Origin of the sequence: Endozoicomonas elysicola (assembly GCF_000710775.1) — a bacterium.
GTDB lineage: Bacteria > Pseudomonadota > Gammaproteobacteria > Pseudomonadales > Endozoicomonadaceae > Endozoicomonas > Endozoicomonas elysicola.
The window spans coordinates 1,643,282-1,657,487 of sequence record NZ_JOJP01000001.1; the positions used below are offsets into that span (position 1 = coordinate 1,643,282).

Annotated in this window: 12 protein-coding genes; 7 read left to right on the top strand and 5 right to left on the bottom strand. The window is 46.7% G+C overall.

Annotated elements, in window-relative coordinates:
* Positions 1–44: 44 nt before the first annotated feature.
* A complete protein-coding gene (locus GV64_RS06950) occupies positions 45–770 on the bottom strand; it encodes a DUF2189 domain-containing protein (protein WP_020580830.1) in 726 nt (241 codons plus the stop codon).
* A gap of 463 nt (positions 771–1,233) precedes the next feature.
* Between GV64_RS06950 and GV64_RS06955 the strand changes: the two genes are divergently transcribed.
* The gene (locus tag GV64_RS06955; protein ID WP_152553952.1) at positions 1,234–1,503 is read left to right on the top strand and encodes a hypothetical protein; all 270 of its coding nucleotides are present in this window, start codon (positions 1,234–1,236) and stop codon (positions 1,501–1,503) included.
* Between the two features lie 76 nt (positions 1,504–1,579).
* Here GV64_RS06955 and GV64_RS06960 read toward each other — a convergent pair whose 3' ends face one another.
* The gene (locus GV64_RS06960) at positions 1,580–1,894 is read right to left on the bottom strand and encodes an SCP2 sterol-binding domain-containing protein (protein ID WP_020580828.1); all 315 of its coding nucleotides are present in this window, start codon (positions 1,892–1,894) and stop codon (positions 1,580–1,582) included.
* A 374-nt stretch (positions 1,895–2,268) separates the two neighbouring features.
* Here GV64_RS06960 and GV64_RS06965 point away from each other — a divergent pair, with 374 nt between their 5' ends.
* Together GV64_RS06965 and GV64_RS06970 are read left to right on the top strand one after the other, a co-directional pair.
* A complete protein-coding gene (locus GV64_RS06965; RefSeq protein ID WP_020580827.1) occupies positions 2,269–3,603 on the top strand; it encodes a glutamine synthetase family protein in 1,335 nt (444 codons plus the stop codon).
* A 129-nt stretch (positions 3,604–3,732) separates the two neighbouring features.
* Positions 3,733–4,593, top strand: coding sequence for a TauD/TfdA dioxygenase family protein (locus tag GV64_RS06970; RefSeq protein ID WP_020580826.1), 861 nt, complete (start codon positions 3,733–3,735; stop codon positions 4,591–4,593).
* Positions 4,594–4,659: 66 nt separating this feature from the next.
* Here GV64_RS06970 and GV64_RS06975 read toward each other — a convergent pair whose 3' ends face one another.
* On the bottom strand, positions 4,660–5,571 hold the full coding sequence (locus GV64_RS06975) for an HAD-IIA family hydrolase (protein WP_020580825.1): 912 nt from the start codon (positions 5,569–5,571) through the stop codon (positions 4,660–4,662).
* 246 nt (positions 5,572–5,817) lie between these two features.
* On the opposite strand from GV64_RS06975, the gene GV64_RS06980 reads away from it, so the two are divergent.
* Together GV64_RS06980 and GV64_RS06985 are read left to right on the top strand one after the other, a co-directional pair.
* Positions 5,818–7,380 (top strand): S1C family serine protease, encoded by a 1,563-nt coding sequence (locus tag GV64_RS06980; RefSeq protein WP_160171772.1) that lies wholly within the window; start codon positions 5,818–5,820, stop codon positions 7,378–7,380.
* 159 nt (positions 7,381–7,539) lie between these two features.
* A complete protein-coding gene (locus tag GV64_RS06985; RefSeq protein WP_020580822.1) occupies positions 7,540–8,124 on the top strand; it encodes a hypothetical protein in 585 nt (194 codons plus the stop codon).
* Between the two features lie 54 nt (positions 8,125–8,178).
* Here GV64_RS06985 and GV64_RS06990 read toward each other — a convergent pair whose 3' ends face one another.
* Both GV64_RS06990 and GV64_RS06995 read right to left on the bottom strand, forming a co-directional pair.
* A complete protein-coding gene (locus GV64_RS06990) occupies positions 8,179–11,235 on the bottom strand; it encodes an efflux RND transporter permease subunit (protein WP_020580821.1) in 3,057 nt (1,018 codons plus the stop codon).
* Positions 11,232–12,311, bottom strand: coding sequence for an efflux RND transporter periplasmic adaptor subunit (locus GV64_RS06995; protein ID WP_020580820.1), 1,080 nt, complete (start codon positions 12,309–12,311; stop codon positions 11,232–11,234). The genes GV64_RS06990 and GV64_RS06995 overlap by 4 nt, the downstream gene beginning before the upstream one ends.
* Positions 12,312–12,418: 107 nt before the next feature.
* Between GV64_RS06995 and GV64_RS26235 the strand changes: the two genes are divergently transcribed.
* Together GV64_RS26235 and GV64_RS07005 are read left to right on the top strand one after the other, a co-directional pair.
* The gene (locus GV64_RS26235; RefSeq protein WP_034844110.1) at positions 12,419–12,661 is read left to right on the top strand and encodes a cysteine-rich CWC family protein; all 243 of its coding nucleotides are present in this window, start codon (positions 12,419–12,421) and stop codon (positions 12,659–12,661) included.
* Entirely contained in the window at positions 12,624–14,159 is a 1,536-nt protein-coding gene (locus GV64_RS07005) for a phospholipase D family protein (protein ID WP_020580819.1), read from the top strand. The genes GV64_RS26235 and GV64_RS07005 overlap by 38 nt, the downstream gene beginning before the upstream one ends.
* The last annotated feature ends 47 nt before the right edge of the window (positions 14,160–14,206 follow it).

Consider the following 14,206-nt stretch of genomic DNA (forward strand, 5'->3'; position numbering starts at 1 on the left):
AAATAGCAGGTTTTAGAGAGCTGAACCTGCTGGACTGGCAGGAATTATAAGTTGCCGGAAATTGTCTGCTGACTGCACCCAAAGATATTTCGGTAAAGTACTCCGAAGGCAATCGTAGACATAGGGATTGTCCAGATCAGGCCGAGACCCAGTGGAATCATTGCGACTAAATTAATAAGCATAATCACCAGTGTCAGACCGAAAATGGTAAACCAGCGTTTGTTGATGGCTTTTCGAGAGGTCTCAAGCGCTTCCCAAATGCCCAGGTTCCTATCCACCATGAGAGGAATTGCCAACATATAGGCCACTGACAGATAGATCCCAGGGATGATCAGTAATAAAAAGCCAACCAATATCAGAATAAGCATCAGCAGGTAAAGACCGAATAGCGGCAGCGTTTTACTGAAGTAGTCAAGCGTCTGTCCAGCTCTAATGGGAGCACTGACGGCTCGCCGGACCCCAATCATGTAAATACCAGCCCACAGAGGCATAGTGATGGCCAGCATGGTTAACTCAATAATAATTTCCAGTACACCACTTTCTGGCAAGACAAGAGCGGCCATGGCGACGGCAAGTATTAACAGTATATAAATACCAAAGTAGATTCCCATGGCTAAATGGATAGTCCATTTGGCTCCATGGGTTTTTTCCCAGGACTCGCTGAGCAGATTACTGATAGAGAGCTGGTAGTCTCCAGCAAGGCCTTTCTCTAATGATCCATAGCCTTCCATGGCTGGCTCAGAAGGTTGGTTGTCAGGCTTTGATGACATGTGCATTCCTTTTGCAATGGATATCTGGCAGTAATAAACAATAGTGTAGTCTATATAAGACAGTGAAATGCGCTCTTATTCAACATGGTTGCTACTCTTTTTTCTGGCAGCAATGATAACGACCTCTGATTATTTTAATAAAGCCTGCGATGGCCAGAGTGGCATTGATTATGCTTAAACAGCTCTATCCCTTTTGCATTCTCTCAGGCTTGGAGCTCGGTTAGCTTGTGATAGTTTGATGTATTGGTTGTCGGGGGCGTTCTCATAGCTATGCGACCACTTGATAACACAAACACTCATGCAAGGTGAACGGCGCCGGACCCACAGGGCCTAAAGGCATGGTGGTCACATTTCTAATTGGGAGCGACCCTGAATAATGAGTGAACAGCCGTGACATCAAATGGAGGTGATGCACAAAGAGGGAACATTTTTTCTAATCAGCTGTCAGGAAGGAGATAAAAAGGTGCATTCGGTTCAACTTTCACAGTCAACTATTGAGCAACTTCTGGCAGTAAAGCGGCGGATTAAAAAAGAGTTTGGTGAAATCATTAACCTGTCTGATGATTCGCTGGTTTTCCATTTAAAAGCGTATTGGCAGAAAACCGCCGTTCAAGAGACCAAAATGTTGCTCCAGCAATGTGTTAATAATCTGGGAGAGGAAGTGACTGCGCAGGTTGACCCAGTATGGCAGCCTGCAAAAAGGATTTATCGGGGGCAGGTGGTTAGTGGTTGAAAACAAAACAGGCTTCGGGGTAAGAAGCCTGTTCATTAAAGCCGTGAAACCTCTTGGTAAAGAGGCAATGGCTTTATTACTGCTTGAAAAATTCGCCCAGCTTGGAAGCCAGCATCATGTTGCCTTCAGTACGCAGTTTACCAGTCATGAATGCCTGCATACCGTCCAGTTCTCCGCTCATCAGGCCAACAAAGGTTTCGCTGTCCATGATCAGGGTAACATGAGCGTCATCTTTGGTGCCTTCGGCAATTTCCAGAACGCCGTCTTCAATGGCAGCGTAGTAAGCCTTGTCATCAGTTAGGTCGAACTGGAAAGTCAGAGTCTGACCGGCCGCAGCAGACTCGTCAAAACGGCCTTTGATATTTTCGAGAACTTCCTGAACAGTAGCCATGGTTTACTCCTTTCTCTTCTAAGGAAAGCGGACACCTGCTTCTGACAACCAGAGGTGTCTGTTTATTTTATTGTTAGTAGCACGCTATTTAATCACGGCGGATTAGATTGCACGGTGGTATTGTTAACAGCATCACCAAGATGAGCATCGTCCATTCTGCCTATGCTTTGGCTGAGGTTATTAAAAGCTATGAAAAGCTTATATAGGCGGCAGATTATTATCAGGCAGCTTTCTAAATCCGGTCATTTTATTCGAGACGAAGCATTATTTTTTTGTGGGTGTTTGATAAATGCAATACAGGATTATTTTATTAATTACCGTAGACTATGCTCAGAAATGCTTAACCACTGTCTTCTTGGATTAAGGGTATTTCTATGTCTGTTGTTGCGGAACGGTTAGCTGAACAGTCAAGTTTATTGGTCCGTTTGTTATGGTGTGACAATGCGAACTTGATTCGAGCCAAATCATTTCATCGTGACTCACTCGGAACGTTTCAGAATATGGGGATCGGCATTACTGCAGCCTGTCAGGCACTGTCAGTGATCAGTGATGCGCTTTGTGCTGATACAGGGCTTTCAGGGACTGGTGAAAACTGGCTGCAACCGGACTGGAATACCTTGAAAATATCAGATTCTTCACAAGGGCATGCTGCGGTTATTGCTGATATCGTTCAGTCAGATGGTGAACCTTGGTCGTTATGCCCAAGAAATTTTCTGAAGCGAATGATTGGCAAATTAAGTGATGAGTTTGGCTTGTCTATTAAAGTGGGCTTTGAATATGAATTCTACCTGATGGAGGAAAAAGAGGACGAGTGGGTACCTGCGGAGGATTTTACCTATGCATCCGACCACGGGTTTTCAGTTTTACAGCCTCTGGTTGATGACATTATCCAAAGCCTTGATAAGCAGACTATCAAGGTTAGAACCGCCCATGCGGAAAGTGGACCCGGGCAGCTGGAGATGTCCCTGGACTACGGCGATGCTCTGAAGACTGCCGATGATCAGCTTTTCTTTCGTAAAACCGTGCATGCCATGGCTCGTCAGCATGGCTATGCAGCTTCTTTCCTGCCGAAAATTTTTGCGGACCAGTGTGGCTCAGGTATGCATCTGCACCTGAGTTTATGGCAAGAAGGAAGCAATATTCTTGCTGATGGTCACTCCCGAAAACTCTCCCCGGAAGCCGAGCATTTTGTCGCCGGTATTCTTCATCACCTGCCCGCATTGACAGCGGTGACTACACCAACCTGTAACTCATTCCGCCGCATTACTCCGCACTGCTGGAGTGGAGCTTTTACGGCCTGGGGGTGGGATAACCGGGAAGCAGCGATAAGAATTCCGAGTCAGCCAGGGCAGGTAGCTCCGTCAAATATTGAATTGAAAACCATGGATGCCAGTGCAAACCCTTACCTGGCCCTGGGTAGTATCATTGCTTCAGGGATCGATGGGTTGAGAAATAAGATGGGGTTGAATGAGGAGTGCAGTATCGACCCTGGGTGTATGTCGGAGCAAGAACGTGAAAAAGCAGCTATCAGAGCTTTACCGGAAGATCTGTCTACAGCATTAGACTGTTTCCGGGAAAATAATGTGCTGCTCAAGGCCATGGGAGACGGATTGGCAAAATCCTATCTGGGGGTTAAGCAGACAGAGAATAATCATTTCTCGGAACTGTCTCTGGAGGATGAGGTAAATATGCTGCTTCAGCGTTATTAAGACAGTTCAAACTAAACCCCTGGGTGGTTTTACAGTTCTCAATCTGTGCAGAGCCTTGAGACTTGTTTCGACAAATGAATGTTGCTGGCTAAGCTGTTATAAATCGTAGTCAGCATAATCATTGGCAGCATGGATCAAACCGATATTAACTATAAAACCATTCGGGTCACTCCTAATTCTGGTGCACTGGGTGCCTGGGTAGAAGGGATTGATGCAAATAGACCCCTTTTATCTGAAACGTTCAGAGAGTTACAGAGCGCGTTTATCCGATACAAGGTACTCTTTTTTCCTAACCAGAATTTAGCCACAGAGGCGTTTCTTGAGTTTTCCAGTCAATGGGGGAAAGTGCTGCAAAACCCTTACTTTGAACCACTGGGTAATTCGTCTGAGATTACAGAAATCATTAAGCGACCTGATGACTCAAGAAATATTGGGCGTTCATGGCATATGGATTTTGCCTTTGATTCAGAGCCTACCAACGTCAATTTGCTGATGGCGAAAAAGCTCCCAAGGCAGGGAGGTGATACTCTCTTCTGCGATTTGAATAAGGCTTTTAAAGCACTCTCTCCCGGATTACAGCAAACGCTGAAAAGCCTGAAGGTGGTGAACAGTAATCGAAATATTCTTCATGCTGCCCAGCATGAAGAGGAGTTCAAAGGGAGACTCCCTAAAAACAATACAGAAGTGATAAATATTCATCCTGCGGTGATCCATAACCCTGATAATGGTGAAGACTCTTTGTTTATCAGTGCTACTGCTACGGAGTGTTTTAACCAGTGGTCGGTTGAAGAATCAAAGCTATTGCTGGACTACCTTTTTGCCCACGTTGGCAGACCTGATTTTTGCTGCCGGTTTTCCTGGGAAGAGGGTATGGTTGCATTGTGGAATAATCTATACACCCTGCACTATGCAGTTAATGACTATCCTGGTGAAGAACGAATAATGCATAGGATTGCACTGGCAGGAAAGCCACTGATTGCAGCATGCTGAAATTCACCTCAGGTATGGTTCTATTGTATATTTTTGAACCATACCCATGATGGAAATATAAAAAAATCAGAGGCTTGGGGCGATGTAGTGAGGACTGATTCCTGTATCGGCAATGACTTTCATTATGTCTTCATTCTGGTAAACCCCACATTGCAGCAGTAATGTTTTAAACCCCATGGCATTACCTCCAAGAATATCCGTGTAGAGGGTATCACCGACCATCAATACTCTGGATGGATCTGTAATCTGATGCTGCTTAATCACCATTGAAAAAATCGAACTGTCTGGTTTGCCGAACAGTATTGGCTTGGCTTTCTGAGCTGTTTGCTCAACCAGGTCTGCCAGAAAGTAGCCGGGTGTTGCGGTGACATGGTCGCCATGAGGTGCACCGATATCAGGATTGCCCACCACTAAGTTGAACTGACGGCCATTGGCACTGTTTGCCAGATTCTCCTGCATTTTAGCCGTCCAGCCTGCTCCGGTCAGGAACAACAAGGTATCGACTTCGCCCGGAATCTCACCGTTGCAACCATTGAGTCGAATCATGCCTTCCAGCAGATGATTCGACGGATGCTCAAGAGGGGCTATGACACCAATATTGCCCTTATTCGTCAGCGTATTGAGGTACTGCTCGGTAATATCAAGGCTGGTCAGTACTTCATCTCCTGAGAAGTCAAAGCCACGGGCTTGATACTTTTCTGCAGCAACAGAATGGTTGGTCAGCGTATCGTTTGAAACCACACAAAATGGGATGTTGCTTTCTCTGAGTTGCTGTATTGCTTCGGCTGCCCCGTCGATGGGCGTGCTACCACGACACAAGACGCCATAGGAGTCCAGCAGAATCAGGTCAAACTGTTTCATGATGTCTTTCAGACCATCAACAAATTCAGGAGGAGACTGTGGGTTGGCAATGGCTGGATACCAGTCAAGGTGACGGGCATATATCTCGTTCAGAGAGTCAGGGGAAAGAACAATCATGCTTGGCAGCCTGGTACTTTGAATGAAGGTAATTTACCAGGCTGATTATACCAGAAGTCAGTTTGGTAAACGCCCAAAAGCCTGTGATGCCTGTTGCCTCAGCAAAGCAGGATATTTTTTTTGTGCTAGTTTGAAGGGTTCTTTCTCTAGCCGTTGAGGTAGTTGGTTGTGAGACCAAATTGCATTGTCAAAGCAGTCTGTTTTCTTTTTCTGGCAGTCTCGATATGTGGGTATACTGCGGAGCGAGTGACTACCGACTTACAACAAGTGTATTCGGAAGATCAGGGGGTTAGGGATTCGATCATTAAAATCTATGCCTCATTCAATCAATATGACCATCAGAATCCATGGACCAACCTTGGGCCAAGGCAGAAATACGGCTCCGGAGCAATTATTCAGCTGCCAGACAGTGATCAGAGAGTGGTGTTAACCAACAGTCATGTCATCAGTGCTCATACTTATATTGAAGGCAGGAAAAATGGTCAGACGGATCGCTACAAGCTAAAGCCTTTATGGGTATCACACGAATTGGACCTGGCATTGCTCGTTCCCTTCCATGACCATGAGGAGGCTGCCTTTTTCAGTGGCACCACCCCAATTCCTCTTGGCAAGGTACCGCCTCTGCAGACAGATTTGATGCTTCTTGGTTATCCCATCGGCGGTGATACGATCAGTGCAACAAAAGGTGTTTTATCCCGACTGGAGTATCAGCCATACAGTAATTCCGGTTTCGCATTTCTGGCTGGGCAGATTGATGCAGCCAGTAACCCGGGCAATAGTGGTGGGCCTGCAGTAGTGAATGGGGAAATTATTGGTGTGTTGATGCAGGGCTTCAGCCCTTTTGAAGCCAGCAATATCGCTCATATTGTGCCTGTAAACATCATACGCCACTTTCTACAGGACGTTTCTGATGGACAGTACAGTGGTATTCCCAGTCTGGGTATCGAAACGGAAGAGCTTGAGAACGGCTTCTTTAAAAAGCTCTATGGTGTGAAAGAAAACAAAGGGGTTCTGGTTCGCCATGTCATTCCGGGTTCTGCGGCTGACGGTATCTTACAGCCGGATGATGTCATTCTGGAACTGGACGGGCATGCGGTTGGTCATGATAAAACCATTGTTTTTCGTGGCAGTGAACGGGTGTCCATGGACTATGTCGTTCATTCCAGGCAGGTTGGAGAGGCACTCGATATCCGTGTTATTCGCGACAAGCAGGAGCAGGATCTGACCGTTATTCTCTCCCAGCCTGTGAATAATGATTTGTTACTGGGTGTCGATGGTGCGTCTGCACCTTCCTACTTTATTTATCAGGGGCTGGTGTTTACTAAAGTGACCAGAGAGCTGCTGATGGGGGCTGGGCATGACCTGATTTCCTTTGCAGGCCTTACGCCGGTGCTGCTCAATAATTTCCGGTTTGCTGATGAAGATGAAATTGTTGTAATCCTGAAGGTCCTACCCCACGAGGCAAATCGGGGTTACCACAATATGTTTCTGAGAAGAGTCGACAGTGTTGGTTCTGAAAAGGTCAGAAACCTCAAACAGCTGGTAAATTTGATCGAGTCTGAAGAGCAGGATTTTCTGGAACTGAATACTGGCTATAAGGGCTTGGAGAAAATTGTCCTGAATACTCATCTGGCAGAGATCGTAAATGCTGAAGTTATGTGGCTTAACGGTATTCAGCATGATCGCTCTAAAAACTTCCGAGTAAAGGAATGTAAGTTTGTTGATGACAATATTCAAAAACGGGATGAGGTTGATATGAATGAGCCTCTCTTGCAGCAGTATAGAGAGATGATTGCTGCTGGAGGTTAAAGTAATTTTCTGATGTTGAGGGATTTTAAGATTTTTTAGTGTTGTTGAATGGCCAGTTTTATGATTTTGGCAGACTGGCCATTTTGTCTGCTAAAAATAATGTTTCAGTGATCTGGAGCGATAAAAAAGGGTATGTCCTCCCTGACGCTGAGATCATTAATGTCTATTCAGTTTAAATATGCTGTTCCAGCTTGTGCTCTGATCTTCTTTGCAAGCATTTCCGGTTTAAGCTTGGCTGCTTCCAACAATGTAGAAGAATCTATCAGAAAGGAAATGGAAAGTTGGCAGACGGTAAAGGTGCGAGAGAAAGAGAGCCTTGCTCTCAGAACCGTATTTAGTTGCACCTTTTACACCGCTAAACCACACACCAGCTATCCCGATGGCACCACGATGTCAGGCGGTGGAGTACTGTTTTATGAGAATGGCAGGGTAATCAAAAGTCTTTTCAGGCCTTCTGCATTTGCTTCATCAAATGATGAGCCAATGCCTGAGTTGCGGGCTTGCCTGAATGAAAACTTTCTTATTACCAACCCGGAAGAAGCCGGTGTATTGGCTGAAGCGCTGGAAAAGCTGTTTGCACAGAACTCATCTTTTCCGGAAGACGCTGAAATCAAACGGTTTCAAAATGGCTGGGTCATTATCAACGATGAGTTTTTTGGGAAAAGGCAAGGCTATATTATTACCACTAACTCCGAAGGTGCTATTTTGCGTGTTGGATACTCTGTAAACATTGATGGTTACTAGGAGGCGTTCTCATTCAAAACAGGACTCATGAAGAGTCCTGTTTTATTTTGGAACTTAATACTTTACGCGGTAAAACAGTGAATAAAGCACGGGCACCAGACCCAGTGTCAAAATGGTTGAGAACAGCAAGCCGGCAATAATAGCCACGGCCATAGGTTCCCACATCTCACCACCTCCCAGGTAAAGAGGAATCATCCCAAGCACGGTGGTGGCCGTTGTTAGCAGGATCGGGCGCAGACGACGCTGAGCCGCAACAATAATCGCTTCCTGAGCTGAAAGCCCATTGTCATCAATCTCATATTTGATCCGTTCCAGCAGAACAATGGCATTGTTGATCACAATACCGGCCAGAGAGATGACACCCAGTAACGTCATAAACCCAAAGAAGGATTGAGCTGTCAGTAGCCCGATAATAACGCCAATCATACCCAATGGAATCGTGGCTAGAATAATGGCGGGTTTACGCAGAGAGTTAAACTGTGCCACCAACAGGATCAAGATGAGAAATGCAGCCATAGGCAGCTTTTCACCAATGGACTGGTTGGCTTTACCCGAACTCTCAGCTTCTCCACCCAGCTCATATCGGTAGCCTGCTGGCCAACGATGGGAATGCTCATCCAGCCAGGGCTGAAGCTGTGCAAAACCTTCTGCTGCCGTCATACCCGGTGTCAGCTGAGCTCCCACCGATACGGTTTTCAAACCATCACGGCGAAGGATTTGTGCCGGCTCCCACACTACCTCGATATCAGCAACCTGTTTGAGGGTGACCGATTCACCAGTGGACTGGATATAAACAGAAAGTGTTTCCAGTTTGTCGATATCCTGCCTGTCAGCCTCCACAGACCTCAGGAGCACTGGAATAGCATCTTCACCTTCCCGGTACTGAGTTAACTCAAGCCCGCTCAGACCACTTTGCAGAGAAATAGCGATGTCCTGACTGGTGGCTCCCACCCTCAATGCTCGTGACTGATTAATCACCACTTTCAACTTCTTGATTCGTTGCCCCCAGTCATCGCTGATATTTTTCAGTCCGTTGATTTGGGCCATTTCAGCTTTTAACTGTTCGACCAGCGAGAACAACTGATCAGTCTCTTTACCATAGAGTCTGATCTCTACCGGGTTAGTAATGGATACGCCACTCTCTATACGGCGACTGGTGATCTGAAGATCCGGAAAGTTGTCAAAGGCGTAACTGTCCAGCTTATCAATCATGCCACCAATCGCGTCCGAAGAAGTGGTATTAATGACCATCATTGCATAATTAGGGCTGGCCGGCTCCGGGCTATGCTGGAGAACAAATCGTGGCCCTCCGGTTCCAATATGACTGATCCAGCTGATAACGCCTTCAGTGCGGGCGCCATTTATCTTCATCTCCTCTGTTATAAAGGCTTCGAGCTCTTTAATAATCGCTTCAGTCCGCTCTATTGCAGTTCCCAGGGGAAGTTCGAGTTCGGTTTTAAAGTAGAGCCGATCTGAAGGAGGGAAAAAGATTTTGGGCACGTACTTAAAGCCACTCATCACCACTGCGAACAACACAGCCGTAGCGGCAAGTGAAATCACCCTGTGTTTTAAAACCCAGGTCAGCAGTTCCCTATATCTCTGGTAAAAACCACGGTTGTAGTCCGTGCTCTCCTTCTTGGGTTTCAGGAATTGAACACAGAGTAGCGGTATCAGCGTCATGGACAGCAACCATGAGCAGAGAAGAGTGATAGTCACGACCAGAAACAGAGAGGCGGTGAACTCACCAACTGCTGATTCTGCTAAGTAAATGGGTAAAAAAGCGGCGGCGGTCGTTAAGGAAGAAGTAAGCAGTGGAACGCGAAGCTCACTGGCAGAATCAATGGCAGCTTCTACCGGCTTCTTACCATTGTTCATCTGAACCATGATGCTCTCGGCCATAACAATGCCATTATCCACCAACATGCCCAGTGCGATAATTAATGCAGCCAGCGAGATCTGATCCAGGCCAATATCGAAGAACGACATCACCAGCATTGCTGAAATCATGCTCATCGGGATCAGTGATGCAACAATCAGCCCGGTGCGTGGCCCCAAGGCAACCAGCATAACCGCTGCAACCACCAGAACAGCCTGAATCAGGTTGCTGACAAAGTCATTGACCTTATCCTCTACCTCTTTTGGGGAAAAGTTAATAACGTTGAAATCAATCCCGATGGGGTAGGTTTGATTAAGGTAGTTGAGTACCTCCTGAACCTGTTCACCCATCCGGATATTGTTGCCTCCTTCCCGCATGGAAAGGCCAAGCCCAAGAGCCTGTTGGCCAGAGGAGTGAACTTTGGAAGAGGCTGGATCAACGTAGCCACGCTTAACAGTCGCAATGTCTTCCAGGTAAACAACGTTGTTGCTACCGGGAATGGAGACAATGGTGTGACGAATATCATCTACAGATTCAAAGTTACCGCTTGGTTCCAGCTCAATGCGCTCCATATCCAGCGTAATTGCCCCACCGGGAACCACAATATTGCGGTTCTCAAGCATTTGCATCAGCTGGGTGGGAGAGAGCCCAAGTTCTGAAAGGCGTGCATTGTTGTATTCAATAAAAATACGCTCTTCCTGGGCGCCATAGATTTCTACCTTGGCGACTTCCGGAACCCTGAGAAACTCATCCCTGGCCTGATCGGCAATATCTTTCAGTTCGGCATAGGTAAACTCAGGTCCAGTGAGTGTTACGACAATGCCAAACACATCACCAAACTCGTCATTGACCTCTGGTCCAATGACGCCATCGGGCATATCTTTAGCTGCACTCTCTATTTTGCGCCTCAGGTTATCCCAGATCGGGCGCATATTGGTGTAGCTTTCCTGAATACTGACTGTGATGATGGATATACCGGTTCGAGAGGTGCTTTTCACAAAATCCAGTTCGGGAATTTCCTGAATCACCTTTTCCAGCTTGTCGGTAATCAGTTGTTCAACCCGTTCCGGACTGGCTCCAGGAAAGTGAGTGATGACTTTGGCAACTCGAATGACAAATCCGGGGTCGTAGGCTCTTGGCAGATTCTTGTAAGCCTGTAGGCCTGCAATGATCAGCACGATGACTAGCACCAGGGCCGTGCGGTTATTGTTTATCGTCGCTCGGGTAATATTCATCGCGCAGCCCCTTCCTGGAGCCGAACTTTCATACCCTCACTCATCTGACTCATGCCAGCGGTAACGACCCGATCGCCAATTGTCAGCCCGGTTTCAACAATAATCCCCTGTTTCGAAAGGCTTCCAGTGGTGACTGCTTTGCGCAAAATGGTTCCGGTTTCATCTTTTTCATCATTCACCACGTAGACGAAACGGCCATTTTTATCCTCCATGACGGCATAAGCCGGGATTAGAATAATGTCGCTGTTCGGTGTTTTCTGCTCGGCCCTTACGACGACAGACATCCCTGGCAGCACAAGATGGTTTTCAATAGCGGGCATGGCAAATGTCATGGTGTAGGTTTGGGTGCTTTCATCTGCCTGTGTTGAGGTTTCTCTCAGAGTTAACGGAAACAGCCGTTCAGGGATCGAGCTGAAGCGTGCATGGAAGGTATAGTCCCCTTTGTGGTTTCTGGAGCGTACCAGCACACTTTCAGGCAGTTCCATTTCTACCAGAAGGGCAGAGGTATCCTGCAGGGATACAATTTCCTGCTTGGCAGAAACCTCTTCGTAATTATCGATATAGCGTCGTGCAATCCGGCCATTAAAGGGAGCCCTGAGAACGGTGTAATCCAGTTCTTGCTGAGCTGCCTGAAGCTGTGAGCTGGCTGTGCTGACTTTGGCTTTCAGGTTGTCCAGTTCAGCCCGGGCAATGGCTCCTGTCTCAATCAGTTTTTTTGCCCGTTCATAGTCAGCCTTGGCAACATCGTAGGAGGCCTGGCGGTCTTTTAATTTAATTTCAAAGTCCACTTGATCCAGTCGGGCTATTTCATCCCCTTCCTGAACAAATTCACCTTCCTTTACCAGAATGTCCTCAAGCTTGCCGGAAACCCTGAAGCTGAGATTGGCTTTTTGAACCGCATCAACAACGGCGGGAAACTCTTTTATCCAGCCTGATTCAGGAGGGGTGACAATAATGGAGCGAACCGGGCGAAGTACTTCTTCCTGTTCAGGTTGCTCCTGATTGCATCCTGAAATCAAACTGATGGTCAGAGCGGTTAGTATTATTTTTCCCCAAGACTTTTCTTTAAGCTTCATCCCTACTCCGTGCATGGCGTTTCTGGTCATTATTAGGTATATGGTATCAAAAAAATGTCATGGGAATGTTCTCCCATTGGTGCGGGTTTTACGTGGAATGAATTGTGATGACTGATGTCAATGTTTGCCCCAGGTGTGGTCAGCCGAATCAGTGTGCCTCATCCGGGGGGGAATCGCTTGAAAATTGCTGGTGTATGAAAGCCCTGCGACCTGAGAGCGAGGTGGAGGTTCCGGTATTGCTCCCTGTTCCAAAAGAGATAACCAGTTGTTACTGTGAGCGCTGTCTGGAAAAAATAAAAAAGGAATCAAGTCGTGCTCAAAGTTCTGATGGTGAGTCTGTTAACGTTTAATTTAATAGCCTGTGCCAGCTTGCCATCAGACTCTCTGGCAAAGCCATCCAATGCTCTGGAAACTGTCTCGGCCAAAGCGACGCGTATTGGCCTGTGGGTAGAAAATGATAATACCAATCAACCGGGGTTAAGTGGTTTTCATCCACTCTCAGATGGTCTGGATGCCCTTGTTGCTCGACTGGCGTTGATTGAAGCGGCGGATAAAACCATCGATGCCCAATATTACCTTTATCATGATGACCTGGTAGGTCAGCTGTTTCTGCAGTATTTGCTGAGAGCGGCCGACCGTGGTGTTCGGGTTCGTCTGTTGTTGGATGACTTATCCATCGCTAGCCTTGATAAGACGGTAGCTATTGCCAATGAGCACCCCTTCTTTGAAATCAGGCTGTTCAATCCATTGGCTACCCGTGGCTGGGGACGCTCTTTTCAGTTGCTGGCTCAGTTTGACCGAGCCAATCGGCGAATGCACAACAAAAGCTTTATTGTTGATAACCAGCTGGCGATTCTGGGTGGGCGTAATATTGGCAATGAATACTATCGAAACAGTGCCGTTGAGTTTGCAGATCTGGATATGATCCATCGTGGCGTTGTTGTGCCACAAATTTCTAATGAGTTTGATCGCTATTGGAATAGTTCGTCAAGTTACCCAGCTGAGTCATTAATTAACCGGAGCGTAACTACTGATGATAAACAACGGCTTAATGATAAACTTGCCGATGCAGCTAACTCAGCGTCGGGACAAAAATATATTAAACGACTGAAACAGGCCTCACTGGTTGAGCATATTGCCAGTGGAGAGATGCGCTGGTATTGGGGGGATGTTTCTGTTTATGCGGATGCACCTGAAAAAATACTGGCACCAGTTTCAGATCGTTCGACACACTTAACCCCTCAACTATTCCCTTATATTGACAGTGCAGCCAGAGAACTGGTGATGTTTTCCCCCTATCTGGTACCGGGAAAAGAAGGCGTAACATTCTTCTCTGACCTGGTAAAAAGGGGCGTTAAGGTTGTACTGATTACCAACAGTCTGGCTTCAACAGACGTTGCTGTGGTCCATGCGGGATACAGTAAATATAGAAAAGATTTATTAGAAGCGGGTGTCCGGCTGATCGAAGTGAAACCCCATGCAGCAAAGGGCGAAATCCATAAAACCATCACTGGTTCCAGCAGGGCCAGCCTGCATGCCAAAACTTTTATTATTGATCGGCGCTATCTATTTGTGGGCTCTTTGAATCTTGACCCAAGGTCAGCACTGTTGAATACAGAAATTGGGGCCATCTATGACACGCCTGAGATGGCCGAAGACTTTATCTCTGGTCTGAGCCGGCTGGATCGGGGAGGATTTTGGGAGTTGAAACTGACGGAGAATGGCATTCAATGGTTTGACTGTAATCCGGAATGCAGGGTTGTCAGCAATAAAGACCCTGAAAGTTCACTGTTTACCCGGGTGGGGATTTTTATTCTCTCTTTGCTGCCAATTGAGCAGCAGCTGTAATACAGTATGGACGACAGAATAATGACAATAGAGTTTCAGGGAGTTAG